Genomic DNA, 11834 nt, shown 5'->3' with positions numbered 1-11834 from the left:
AACTCACAACACAATTTTCTCGGATTTTCCATGGTGCTGTTGGTCGAGAGCGAGTACTCACCGCTTATTGTGAAACCCTTAAAAGACGAAGGCGCACAAATCTAGCAAATTGTGAATATTTGCTGGCTTAACCAAATAGATTCTTTAGCGATAACCCCCAAGCTGTGTAAATTACAGCGCTTGTGTCATGCGTATGACACTGGGTTTAATGTAGAGAAACGCATAAATGTCACTAGTTACCTGATTTTATGAGCACTTTTGATAAGAATAATGAACATTTCCATGTTGAAATTGTCACAGTCATGGTGAGTAAATAATGTAGGTGTCAGTGATACACCGTCAGGCTGCTGGGTGCGAAAGAGCGCATACTCACTCTTCCTTTATTTTTTCTGCTATATCGAGGAGAGAGATGTTGTTTCAAATGAATGAAGACGAATTTACTCTTCGACCACCATCCATAGTAGTTGTTAGTCCAAACACGTTACATAGTAAATAATAGTGGATGTCAGCGATACGTTACGTTATGCCGTGGGTGTCAGTGATACATTCATCAGTGATACGTTATGGCACATAGTTAATAGTGGGTGTCAGTGATACATGTCACATAGTTAATAGTGGGTGTCAGTGATACATGTCAGTGATACATGATAGTGTTAGTGATACATTATGCCTAATTTTAACCAGTTTTAACGTTGCCCCTGCTTGGGCTGGTGGCTATTTTATGACCGAAACCATATTTAAATTACCTTCTGCGTTTGAAGTTAGGTATATTGACAGGGCTGCTGGGTGCGAAAGAGCGCATACTCACTCTTCCCTTATTTTTTCTGCTATTTCGAGGGGGGAGATGTTGTTTCAAATGAATGAAAACGAATTTACTCTTCAACCACCATCCATAGTCGCTGTTAGTCCAAACACATTACATTGCGTTAGAAGCTATTCTCCGGATTTCAAAGGTGTCTTTACCTTGGAGGTATTCGACTCTTCACGTATATTGGGTGACATTAACTCAAGAAATTGTCAATCTTTTAAAAGTCAGGTGTTGGAGTCGCCGGATTTATACGAGAGATTTACCACTTTATGTACAGTGCTCCTTTCGGAAGTTAAGAGTTCAGAAAAAGAAAACTTAATTTTAAATTGGATTAATAATTTTTTGGATCATCAAAAGATACCACACGCTGAAAGTTGCCCGACTGATCATGAATTAGCAAAAAAAAATTAAGGCGATGATAGATTGCCACCACCAAGGAACTTCTCTGTTTGACGAGATATCATTGACCTTAAATTTAAGTAAAGAACACTGCAACCGGATATTTCGTCGCACTTATAATCTTTCGATACAAGGATATTTTCTTAACAAAAAGGCTCATCTATCTAGGAGCTTATTAGCAGGTGATCTCCCCATTTCAGAGATAGCAGTTCTAAGCGGGTTTTACGATCAAAGTCACTTTTCCCGTATTTTTAAAGCTATATTTCAAATTAGCCCGGCTGAATATCGAATGCGGATCAAAGAATCACATCAATCTTGTACAAGACGACGTTAATATATATTTATATCTTGCTTCCTTAATTATCACTAACCTTGGGAGCAACACATGAAGTATTTACGAAAGAATGAACATGACGAAGAAGTTATCAAACAATTTACTAAGCAGGCTATTCCTTTTACAAAAGTAACTGGACACTTGAATTCAATAGAACTGCTTATTGAAATGAGTGGAGCCACAGCAGACGATAATATATTGGACATAGCTTGTGGCCCTGGTCTAGTAGCTTGTGAATTCGCAAAAGTTGCACGACATGTAACTGGGATCGATTTAACAGAGAAGATGATTGAGCAAGCGCTTTGCCATCAAAAAGAAAAAGGGTTGAATAATCTTTCTTGGGATATCGGTACCGTATACCAATTGCCGTATGATTCAGATACCTTTTCCGTTGTAGTGAGCAGGTATAGTTTTCATCATTTGCTAAACCCCGATATGGCACTAGCTGAAATGCTTAGGGTGTGCATGCCAGGTGGTGTTATTGTCATTGCAGATGTCGCATTACCCGCAGATAAATCTGAGGCATTCAATCGCATGGAAAGACTCCGAGACCCATCACATACAGAAGCATTATCCTATGATAAGTGGAAGCAATTGCTCTTTAACTCTGGGTTGAAGAAAATCCGACGAGGTAGTTACAAAGTTCCTATGGAACTTGAAACGCAACTTAACGCATCTTTTCCTAATCCAGGGGACGATAAAAAGATACGAGATATCTTTCTACAGGATATAGATGCTAATTGTTTGGGTGTTGAATCTCATAAATGTGGAGATGAAGTTCATTTTTCTTATCCAATATCAGTTTATGTCGGCGAAAAATAGCTAGCCGAATGTGGCTAATCGGTATTGGCAATTCTTAGGTCTATTTAATTTCGCTAGGTTGGTTGGCCGAAAAAGTCGGTTACGGCAAACATATATTGAGGATCTCTTATTACAATGTATTCACTACTCAACTTACAGGTACAAGTATTGTGTAAGGCTATCAGATTTCAAGTGGCCAACTTTGCATCTCAGTGATCCGACTAATGCAGCGCGCGAAAGCAAACGCAAGCTGCTCGCCTCGGTAGATTTTCTCAATGGGCGCGGCGGCCAAAAATACAACTAGTACTTTGGCCTCGTAACATTCATCGATAAGCGCAATAAGTCTTCTTGTCTCATCATCACCTATTCTAACTTGTGCTGTCTCATGTGGGCGGATGTAGCCTTCCTCTGTCCCTTGCGCTATTGGGTTCTGCTCGGGCATAACACCAAGTAAAGGTAAGTCAGAGATAAAAATACACTTATATTGCTGTGTAAGTTTAATATAGTCATCGATAGCACGAGGAGTTGAACATAACGACATAAAATCAAAACAGACTAGATTTTTAGTCGCTCCAAGTACATTCACTGGGCGATGATTAAGCGTTAATACTTCAGGTTTTGATACTCCCCCAGCTTTGGCAAACGCCCGCCAAAACGTGTGCTTGTCTTTGACAAAGTAGTGATGTGCTTGCGTACCTTTAGCAAAGCGATGATCCGTCTCACCACAGATAGGTATGATTTCGCAATTGCGCATAAGCAGGTCGATGGTTGGCTCAAAACGGTCTCTATGTAACCCGTCTTTGTATAACTGCGTTGGGTGACAGTTTGAGGTGGCAACTAAAGTTACGCCAGCTTCAAATAGTGCTTCAAACAGTCTTGCCATAATGATGGCATCGCCGATATCAGTTACAAAAAATTCATCAAAACACAATAACGATGTTTGCTTAGCCCAGTTTTTCGCAATATGTTGTAGTGGATCTTTAATCCCTTGGATTTGATTTAGCTCTCTGTGGATTCTTTGCATAAAATGATGAAAATGCAGACGAGTTTTGTTGTCGATTAGGGTAAACTGATAAAACCAATCCATTAGCATAGTCTTGCCGCGACCAACAGGCCCATAAAAATAGATACCTTTGGCTGCACTACCTTCGACAACTGAACGAGAAAGTTTATCTAAGGCGTCAATTGCGACTTGCTGCGCTGCGTCAGGCGCAAGATTTCCAAGTTCAACTTGTGTTTCGTAAAGGCTAGAGATTGACATAGTCGCTGCAAATAGGAATAGTTAATCCTAATAATATCATAATACCAATTTGACTTAATACTTGCTCAATTTGAAGGAGTAAATCTGACGCTAACAGCGTTAAAAATTTCTCATTTAGAACAACTAAATAGCAAAATTTTTGCCTCGTTATCGACAAGATTTTCTCGCCTCAAAATAAACCACTTAATTAAGCAAATTGTTATAAAGCTAGAATTCATGGATGCACTATTAAAGCTAAAGCAAGCAATAGCGAGCTACTATGCTCTGTCACAAGAAACTTGGTCCGCTATTGAAGCGATCACTACAATAAAATCATTTGCTAAAGACGACTGGTTATACCAAGAGGGTGAATATCCGACAACATTCGCATTTTTACATCAAGGCTTAGTGCGGTTAGTAAACACCAATGCGGCAGGGCAAGAGTACAACAAGCGTTTCTTTGTCGCGGGGGAGTTTCCTGGCGTAATGCATGCTCTACACCGTGCTGAGCCAGCTAACCAGGGGATCCAAGCGTTGGAACTCACAGAGGTCGTACTAATAAACTTTAAACAATTTAGAGCACTGCTAATGGACAACCCTGAGTTAATGCGATTCCAGATCCATTATCTTGAAAAGAATTGGTTGCTAGAAAAAGACAAGCGCGAGCTTTATATGGTGCAGTTGGATGCAACTGAACGTTATCTTGCTTTTTTAAAGGAGCAGCCTGAGCTTGCTGAACGAGTTGCGCAGTATCATTTGGCTTCGCACCTTGGGATCACGCCAACGCAGTTAAGTCGTATTAGAAAATCTTTAAAAAATTCGGGTTCGTTTACATAGGTAAATGAGCCACGTTCGTTACCTTGTTAAAGTTGCCTCAACAGAATATGGAGAGCAACTTATGAATATCACACAATTAGAGTCATTACTAAATTGGCGTTATGCCGTTCGCAAATTCTCAGATCAACCAGTTGAACAAGCAAAAGTTGATAAACTAATTGAGCTCACTGGACTTAGCGCTTCTTCATATGGCCTGCAGTCATATAAGATATTACAGATAACCTGTCATCGTACCAAACAAGCTATGTTTCCTTACTCGTATGGACAACAAAAAGTAGTAGATAATAGCCATCTACTTTTATTTGCAGCTGATATGTCGCCATTAAACTCACAAGTTGAACACTATATGGATAATTTTAGGCGTCAGCGAGACTTAACAGAGGACACCTATTTAACAATGGAAACTGGGATTAAGTCGGCATTAAGTGGTATGAATAAAGATGCCCAGTACATCTGGTGTTCAGAACAAATTCATCTGGCGGTTGGAACGTTATTGGTTGCCGCTGCGAGCCTCGAAATAGATGCTTGTCCTATAACAGGTATTGAAAAAGGCGAGATAGATAAAATACTTGGTCTTGAAGCGATGCATCTCCGTACGGTCTTGGTTGTACCGCTTGGTATCCGCTGTAGTTCCGATAAAAATGCTACTGCGCCTAAAGTAAGAAAAACACAAGCGAAGTTAAGTATAGAGATGACACTATGATTTTCGGTTTACTTGCTATTTTTGCCGGTGGCGCCATTGCGGTTCAGGCAAGTATGAACGCTCAACTAGGCGCGTTGCTAAAAAGTCCGATACTAGCTGCTGGGGTTGCATTTACTGCTAGTGCCCTTTATACGGTCTTGGCTTTTCGATTATCTGATAGCGTTTTTCCGACAATCACACAAATAAAAGCCGTGCCTTGGTACCTTTGGTGTATTGGCGGAATATTAAGTGCCACCGGAGTAGGGCTGAGCTACTTTTTGATCCCCAAAATGGGTATTGGTAATTTAATGGCATATTATTTATGCGGCCAAATGGTAGTCGCGATGATAATCAGTCAGTTGGGTTTATTTGCCGTACCGCATACTCCCGTTACCTTGCAAAAGTTGCTAGGATTGGTTGCCGTACTGACCGGTATCGTGCTTCTTAACGTAAATCAGCAAAACTAATTTACGTTGAAGTGATGTTATCTCAAGCGGACATAAGCTTAGTACTCGGCCATTTCCAGCGCTTTGCTGACTGCGGGAGTGGCTGCAATTTGCCGATAATAACGTCGTAGCTGCTTGAGTGAAGGCGTCTTTTCTAACAGTGTTTTTGCTCGCTCACAAAGCATAAATAAGTAGCTATCACACAAAGTAAATTGATTGGCTATTACGTAGTGATTGTCAGCTAGTAAATTATCTATCACGGCAAACCCTGCTTCCAGCCGAGCTTGCTGTGTACGGATCAGATCGTCATACATCAGGGCACTTTGGGTGTGCCGTTCGGGATAGGTGTACATTAATAAATCGCTGTGCAGCGAAGCACTCATAAAATGGAGCCATTGTATAGATTGAAACTTAAGCTTTGGATCTGCTGGAAATAACTGCTTATCGCTGTGTTTATGAGCAAGGTATTGAGAAATAGCGGCACTTTCAAACAGTGTGAAATCATCATCGACAAGCGCTGGTATGTGACCTGCGGGGCTGAGCTTTAGGTAATGTGAGCTGTGATTAGCGTTTTTTTTCACATCAACTAATTCTAACTGATAAGGTTCGCCTATCAATTCCAATAAAATATGAGGTGCAAGGCTTGCGCTCTGTGGATAGTAAAAGAGTGTATACATAATTCACCTAATGTAAGTCACAAACATCGATATTAGGTTGGACAATAAGGCTTTCGATGTTGCGAAGTTAAAATATTAAGCGGCTCCTTCTGTGCTTTCTCCTATTCAACCTTAGGTGACGGATGCAGTTTTCTCAAATAAAAATGCCAGCAAATATTGCTGGCATTTAAAGTTTTTAGTGTTATTGCTACGGAGTATAGTAAATCGGTGAGTTTGGCCCGACAGGTAGACCAAAGCCAAATACCCAGATATAAAATAGTGCGACCCAACCAATAAAGAAGAACATGCTGTAAGGCAACATAGTCGCTACCAACGTACCGATCCCCATATCTTTCTTGTATTTGGTGGCCACTGCCAATATCAACCCAAAGTAACTCATCATGGGGGTAATCAGGTTTGTGACAGAGTCACCAATTCGATATGCAGCTTGGATAGTTTCTGGTGCGTATCCAATTAGCATCAACATAGGCACAAAAATAGGGGCTGTTACTGCCCACTGCGCAGAAGATGAGCCTAAACTGAGGTTAACAAGGGCACACATTAAGATAAACAGTACGAATACCTCAGGGCCTGTTAAGTTAAGTGCCTGTAGTAATGCTGCACCGTTAATCGCTAAAATAGTGCCTAAGTTCGTCCATTTGAAAAACGCGACAAACTGCGCAGCGAAGAATACCAGTACAATATACATCCCCATTGAGCTCATACTTTTGCTCATGGCATCGATAATATCACGGTCATTTTTCATGGTACCTACGACCCGGCCGTATACAAAGCCCGGAATGGCGAAAGTCACGAAAATAAAGACGACGATACCTTTTAAAAATGGCGAACCTGCTACTTCACCTGTGGTTGGGTGACGCAGAATACCGTCTTCAGGCACGATGGTCATCGCGAGTAAAAGGCTGACCACCAAAAGAGAAACTCCAGCCCATTTTAGTCCTGATTTTTCTTTTGCTGTAAGCTTTTCAATGTTGTTTTCGCTTAAGTCAACGCTAGCTTCACTTGCATCATATTTTCCTAAGCGTGGTTCAACGATTTTTTCTGTTACCAAAGTACCAACAATGGCAATAAGGAATACAGAAATCATCATAAAGTACCAGTTTGCTTCAGGGCCAACTTGGTAGGTCGGGTCAATCATTTGCGCAGCTGGTGTGGTAATACCTGCAAGCAGCGGATCGATTGTACCTAACAGTAGGTTTGCACTGTAACCACCAGACACACCAGCAAAAGCAGCTGCTAAACCAGCCAGTGGATGGCGACCTAAACTATGGAAAATCATTGCTGCAAGTGGGATCAGCACAACGTATCCAAGTTCTGAGGCAGTATTAGACAAAATTGCAGCAAACACTACCATAAAAGTAACTAAGCGCTTTGACGCGCCCATCACCATGCCACGCATAGCTGCTGATAGCATGCCAGAATGCTCAGCAACACTCACACCTAGTAATGCAACCAATACAGTACCCAACGGAGCAAAGCCCGTAAAGTTAGTTACAAGGCCTGTCACGATGCGTTGTAGACCTTCTGCGCTCATTAGGCTTACGACCTCAATAACGCCGTCAGGGTCTCTGCCTGCTGAGCCTTCAGGGCGGGGGTCGATAGCCGACAAGCCCATCCAATCAGCGATACCACTGAATACCACAATGGCGATACAAAACATGGCAAACAATGTAATAGGGTGAGGAAGCATGTTACCCAGAAACTCAACAGTTGCTAAGAAGCGGTTAAATAACCCACCTTTGTGCTCTGCTTGAGCCTGACTATCAGCCTGCGTCTCTACAGCTTTTGACATAGCTAAATTCTCAGTTCTAAAAAATGCCGCAACTTTAGCATCTCTTTGGACTGAAATCATGTGAAAGCGGTTATTTGTCCTGTTTTCAGGGTGAAATTAGATAGATTGTGCAAAAACAAAGCAATCAGAATAGCTTTAGTTGATTTTTACTCATTGTATTGCTTTTGTTTCTTCTTCTCGTCGCGCGTTTTCTAGAAGCGTGCGTGCTGATCACGCGTCCAGTCTCCCCCTTATCTAGGTGTTGTTTATAGAAACTAGAGATCTTCTCTCTTGCTATTTTCGCAGCATCGTCAGGATGCTTTTCAGGGGGAGCATACAAGTCGTCTTTGAGGCCTGCATAAAGCCAAGGGGTATGAAGATAGTTGTCTGGAACATGGTCAAGCTCGGGAATATAACGACGAATAAAATGTCCGTCAGGATCGTATTTAAACCCTTGAGTTACAGGATTGTATATGCGAAATGGATTTATTCCTGTTGTACCCGATTGCATTTGTACCTGGGGGTAATGGATCCCAGGTTCATAGTCAACGAACAGCGTGGCGAGCCTTGCTGCTGGCTTTTGCCAATCAAGCCACAGATGATAACTAGAATATGCCATCAACATGGCTCGCATTCGAAAGTTTATCCAGCCAGTTTGGATAAGCATTCTCATACAGGCATCTATAAACGGTACCCCGGTATCGCCTGATGACCATCGTAAATAGCATGATTCATTAAATTCATTTGCTCTCATATCAATTAAGGAATTATGTACCGCTTGCTCAGCGTATCGAGGCTCTGACTCAAGTTTTTGCACAAAATGACTGTGCCAATAGAGCCGAGATAAAAAGCCGCTTTTATTGCGCTTTGAGGTGACCGGTAAAGCTTGAGCATGTTGCAATACTTGCCTCAAGCTGAGCACACCATAAGCCAAATAGGGGCTAAGCCTTGAGCTACTTGTGGTAGATTTTACCGGGCTCGATATTCCGTATAGATATTCGTTGATTCTGTGGTGAAAAAAGCTGTCTCGAGTTTTGTTCGCGGCTTCTAGCCCACCTTGCTGTGGTGTTCTAGCTTCGTTGTTATCATCCGCCGGGTAGACATCAAGTAACTCAAGGCCGTTATGGTGTTGAAGTAAAGTGTGGATATGTGTCGGTGTGGGAAAAACGGCTGCCTGAAGCCACTTCTCAGCGACATGATGCCATTTATCACGATTGACATGGCCTCTGAATACAGCTTGTTGTTGATATTCTTGATAGTTAACTTGCTTCGATTTACACCATGCAATAACGCGTTTGTCTCGCTCGTACGTCCAGGGGTTGCCAGTCTCTTGGTGACAATATAGATTTGAAATAGCAACATGTAGATGAACTTTCTCCAAAATTTCAACCACATCACCTTTACGTACGGTCAAAGAAGCGCCAATACATTGTAGTTGTCTTGACAGGCTTAATAACGACTCTTTAATGAATTGGAATTGCCTTTTGCTGGTATCTTCGAGCTGCCAGTAGTCAGGCTCAATAACGTACAGAATTAAAGTAGGCTTGCCGTTATTTGCAGCTTCATATAGCGGTCGGTGATCAGATACTCTGAGATCTCGCTTTAGCCAAACGAGATTAATCATTTAACACGCCTTTGAAAAGTAAAGGATAACGTCGTAGTCTTTTGCCAATGTAATCGTCAGCTAGAATTTGTTCGCAGATCCTGTGTACGTCATCGTCAATGGCAAATACCCAGTCGAACCGTTCGATAGCGAGCAAAAACCCACGTTTGAGAAAGCTTTGTTGACGGTATTCGCTACAGTTGCGCTTGATGATATTTATTTTATCTGGGTTGGCTTTTAGTGCAGCCACTACCTGCTCTATGTATACGCGGGTTTGGTTGCGTTCTGGGCGAGGTCGCCGGACGCGGCGTCCTCGGTTGCTATTTGGATATAAACTACGCATTCGCCTCTTTGTATATATACTCAAGCTTTTTTATTAAATCGTCTTTGTGTTTATCATGCTCATAGTCGAGGTGATACGTATTATGAAAACCAGAGCGTAGCAGTACGCCACTGCCTTGAAGATAAATCGTATATCCGTCTGGATCGGCAAAAGCTGTTACGCCTTGGTAGCGTTTACCATCACTTGTCACCTCACCGTTTTTTTGAATATGCTCAAAAACGGTTAACAAAAATCTGCTGTCTAATTCATTTTTCATTTCTTAACCTCTGTCCTTAAATACGTTAGTAAAGTGGTTCGTGATCACTTAACTAGCGCTGAAATTGCTTTAAATTGCTCATTTTTTGCTGTTTTAAGCCATTGAAAGAGAATAGATTCTATGGCTAAAAAACGTGCTCCGTCGGCTTGCATTTGCGCCAAAGCCCACTGCGTGTGCTTCGGGTTACGCGAACATATAGCATCTGCTGCAATAACCACATTAAAGTTATCAGCCAATAGATCGTTCACAGTTTGCTGTACACAAATATGACTCTCTAACCCTACAACAATCACAGTATCTCGTTGAAACGATTGAATAGTTTGCTTACAGTCCTCTGTGTAATAGGCACTGAAAGCTGTTTTTTCAATAATAGGTAAGTCAAATTTAAGTAAATTAGGTGCACTGTGACCTAACCCTTTGGGGTATTGTTCAAAAATAAGGGCTGGTATAGACAAATATTGAGCAGCGTTTAGTAGCGTTGTTACTTGATTTTCTACGGCATCAAATTCAGCGATATGTGGACGAAACTTTTCTTGAATATCAATCACTAGGATCATGCAATCTGACGCTATTAAATTCATCTTCTTCTCCTTAGAGATAATCTCGCAAGGTTAATATGTGCGCTTCACATATACTTTATTTGTTAGTTACAATGACAGACCGAGCAAAAAAGTAAATGGTTTTAGCGTGAAAGTACATTTTCTGGGCACCTCCTCTGGTTGTCCTTCCAAACAGCGCAATATGTCCGCTACCGCTGTAAGCTTCGATAATACAAAGGCTTGGGTGTTGATTGACTGCGCCGAAGCGACGCAACATGCACTATTGCATAGCGAGTTAACGCTATATCACTTAGAAGCCATTTGTATCACTCACCTGCATGGGGATCATTGTTATGGGTTACCCGGACTCATTTCGTCAATGGCGCTCAACGCGAGGCAAGCTCCACTTAAATTAATTGCCCCGCGTGCGGTTGTGCAATTTGTGCATAGTTGTTTTGCTCTGACAGAAGTTAAGTTGGGCTTTGATCTAATAACCATTGCTCTGGAAGAGTTAACCGATAAATTAAGCCTTAACTGTTGCGACATTGAAACTATAGCGCTTCAGCATCGAGTTCCTAGTGTTGGCTATAAACTTACCGAAAAGTGTATTCCACGTAAGTTAAAGATAAGTAAACTGCAGCAAGATGGCATTGGTTCTGGTGGTCATTATAACTTGCTTCAAAAAGGCCAAGATGTTGAATACCAAAGCCAACTTTTACGCTCAGCGGACTACAGTTTTTATAGCTGGCGGCCTAGAGTGGCAATAATTTGTGGCGACAATGAAAAGCCAGCTTTACTTTCACAGGCTATTCAGGGCGCAGATCTGCTTATTCACGAAGCCACTTTTACCGCGCCTGATCTACATAAAGTCGGATTTCACACCGGGCACAGTGATGCCAAACGCATTGCTCAGTTTGCACAAACTCATCTAGTGCCGACCCTCGCGCTTACCCATTTTAGCGTACGTTACCACGGCGAAGGTATGCTACAACCTCTTATTGATGAAGCCGCTAAGTACTTCGACGGCGAGCTTGTTATTGCCCATGATGGTTTAGTTATTGATATTCCAAATCAAAAGCAGTTTGATGGCGACTGAAG

13 protein-coding genes and 1 pseudogene are annotated in these 11834 nt (G+C 41.8%); 7 read left to right on the top strand and 7 right to left on the bottom strand.

Features of this window, described 5'->3' with window-relative positions; genetic code table 11:
• The 3 genes and pseudogenes from EAG18_RS22395 to EAG18_RS14950 form a co-directional block, all read left to right on the top strand.
• Positions 1-131: pseudogene (locus tag EAG18_RS22395) on the top strand (transposase); the annotation flags it as partial.
• 500 nt (positions 132-631) lie between these two features.
• Positions 632-1219 carry an AraC family ligand binding domain-containing protein gene (locus tag EAG18_RS14960; protein WP_125253184.1) on the top strand — a complete coding sequence of 196 codons (588 nt, stop codon included), beginning with the start codon at positions 632-634 and terminating at the stop codon, positions 1217-1219.
• A gap of 373 nt (positions 1220-1592) precedes the next feature.
• Entirely contained in the window at positions 1593-2363 is a 771-nt protein-coding gene (locus EAG18_RS14950; RefSeq protein WP_125253182.1) for a class I SAM-dependent methyltransferase, read from the top strand.
• A gap of 160 nt (positions 2364-2523) precedes the next feature.
• Here EAG18_RS14950 and zapE read toward each other — a convergent pair whose 3' ends face one another.
• The gene (gene zapE, locus EAG18_RS14945) at positions 2524-3603 is read right to left on the bottom strand and encodes a cell division protein ZapE (protein WP_125253181.1); all 1080 of its coding nucleotides are present in this window, start codon (positions 3601-3603) and stop codon (positions 2524-2526) included.
• Positions 3604-3819: 216 nt separating this feature from the next.
• On the opposite strand from zapE, the gene EAG18_RS14940 reads away from it, so the two are divergent.
• The 3 genes from EAG18_RS14940 (at position 3820) to EAG18_RS14930 (ending at position 5568) form a co-directional block, all read left to right on the top strand.
• Complete coding sequence (locus EAG18_RS14940; RefSeq protein WP_125253180.1) at positions 3820-4419, top strand: Crp/Fnr family transcriptional regulator; 600 nt, start codon at positions 3820-3822, stop codon at positions 4417-4419.
• Between the two features lie 61 nt (positions 4420-4480).
• Positions 4481-5122 carry a nitroreductase family protein gene (locus EAG18_RS14935; protein WP_125253179.1) on the top strand — a complete coding sequence of 214 codons (642 nt, stop codon included), beginning with the start codon at positions 4481-4483 and terminating at the stop codon, positions 5120-5122.
• Positions 5119-5568: a DMT family transporter gene (locus tag EAG18_RS14930; protein WP_125253178.1), complete on the top strand. Its 450-nt coding sequence runs from the start codon at positions 5119-5121 to the stop codon at positions 5566-5568. Before EAG18_RS14935 ends, EAG18_RS14930 begins: the two co-directional genes overlap by 4 nt.
• Before the next feature lie 38 nt (positions 5569-5606).
• On the opposite strand, the gene EAG18_RS14925 is transcribed toward EAG18_RS14930, so the two are convergent.
• The 6 genes from EAG18_RS14925 to EAG18_RS14900 form a co-directional block, all read right to left on the bottom strand.
• Entirely contained in the window at positions 5607-6224 is a 618-nt protein-coding gene (locus EAG18_RS14925) for a glutathione S-transferase family protein (protein WP_125253177.1), read from the bottom strand.
• Between the two features lie 187 nt (positions 6225-6411).
• The gene (locus tag EAG18_RS14920; protein WP_176032318.1) at positions 6412-8016 is read right to left on the bottom strand and encodes an AbgT family transporter; all 1605 of its coding nucleotides are present in this window, start codon (positions 8014-8016) and stop codon (positions 6412-6414) included.
• A 124-nt stretch (positions 8017-8140) separates the two neighbouring features.
• Entirely contained in the window at positions 8141-9619 is a 1479-nt protein-coding gene (locus tag EAG18_RS14915) for an FAD-binding domain-containing protein (protein WP_125253175.1), read from the bottom strand.
• Positions 9612-9941 carry a hypothetical protein gene (locus tag EAG18_RS14910; RefSeq protein ID WP_125253174.1) on the bottom strand — a complete coding sequence of 110 codons (330 nt, stop codon included), beginning with the start codon at positions 9939-9941 and terminating at the stop codon, positions 9612-9614. Before EAG18_RS14910 ends, EAG18_RS14915 begins: the two co-directional genes overlap by 8 nt.
• A complete protein-coding gene (locus EAG18_RS14905) occupies positions 9934-10197 on the bottom strand; it encodes a DUF3081 family protein (RefSeq protein WP_125253173.1) in 264 nt (87 codons plus the stop codon). Before EAG18_RS14905 ends, EAG18_RS14910 begins: the two co-directional genes overlap by 8 nt.
• Before the next feature lie 44 nt (positions 10198-10241).
• Positions 10242-10778 (bottom strand): isochorismatase family protein, encoded by a 537-nt coding sequence (locus EAG18_RS14900; protein ID WP_125253172.1) that lies wholly within the window; start codon positions 10776-10778, stop codon positions 10242-10244.
• Between the two features lie 37 nt (positions 10779-10815).
• On the opposite strand from EAG18_RS14900, the gene EAG18_RS14895 reads away from it, so the two are divergent.
• The gene (locus tag EAG18_RS14895; protein ID WP_343327580.1) at positions 10816-11832 is read left to right on the top strand and encodes a ribonuclease Z; all 1017 of its coding nucleotides are present in this window, start codon (positions 10816-10818) and stop codon (positions 11830-11832) included.
• Positions 11833-11834 lie beyond the last annotated feature (2 nt).

Source organism: Pseudoalteromonas sp. J010, assembly GCF_003934235.1.
Taxonomy (GTDB): domain Bacteria; phylum Pseudomonadota; class Gammaproteobacteria; order Enterobacterales; family Alteromonadaceae; genus Pseudoalteromonas; species Pseudoalteromonas peptidolytica.
This window is presented reverse-complemented; position numbering and strand designations above follow the sequence as displayed.

What these genes read in the sequence shown, in the direction of transcription:
- EAG18_RS14940 (WP_125253180.1), top strand. Translation starts at nt 3,820, where the DNA reads ATGGATGCACTATTAAAGCTAAAGCAAGCAATAGCGAGCTACTATGCT.
- EAG18_RS14925 (WP_125253177.1), bottom strand. Translation starts at nt 6,224, where the DNA reads ATGTATACACTCTTTTACTATCCACAGAGCGCAAGCCTTGCACCTCAT.
- EAG18_RS14960 (WP_125253184.1), top strand. Translation starts at nt 632, where the DNA reads ATGTCAGTGATACATGATAGTGTTAGTGATACATTATGCCTAATTTTA.
- EAG18_RS14930 (WP_125253178.1), top strand. Translation starts at nt 5,119, where the DNA reads ATGATTTTCGGTTTACTTGCTATTTTTGCCGGTGGCGCCATTGCGGTT.
- zapE (WP_125253181.1), bottom strand. Translation starts at nt 3,603, where the DNA reads ATGTCAATCTCTAGCCTTTACGAAACACAAGTTGAACTTGGAAATCTT.
- EAG18_RS14935 (WP_125253179.1), top strand. Translation starts at nt 4,481, where the DNA reads ATGAATATCACACAATTAGAGTCATTACTAAATTGGCGTTATGCCGTT.
- EAG18_RS14950 (WP_125253182.1), top strand. Translation starts at nt 1,593, where the DNA reads ATGAAGTATTTACGAAAGAATGAACATGACGAAGAAGTTATCAAACAA.
- EAG18_RS14900 (WP_125253172.1), bottom strand. Translation starts at nt 10,778, where the DNA reads ATGAATTTAATAGCGTCAGATTGCATGATCCTAGTGATTGATATTCAA.
- EAG18_RS14920 (WP_176032318.1), bottom strand. Translation starts at nt 8,016, where the DNA reads ATGTCAAAAGCTGTAGAGACGCAGGCTGATAGTCAGGCTCAAGCAGAG.
- EAG18_RS14915 (WP_125253175.1), bottom strand. Translation starts at nt 9,619, where the DNA reads ATGATTAATCTCGTTTGGCTAAAGCGAGATCTCAGAGTATCTGATCAC.
- EAG18_RS14910 (WP_125253174.1), bottom strand. Translation starts at nt 9,941, where the DNA reads ATGCGTAGTTTATATCCAAATAGCAACCGAGGACGCCGCGTCCGGCGA.
- EAG18_RS14905 (WP_125253173.1), bottom strand. Translation starts at nt 10,197, where the DNA reads ATGAAAAATGAATTAGACAGCAGATTTTTGTTAACCGTTTTTGAGCAT.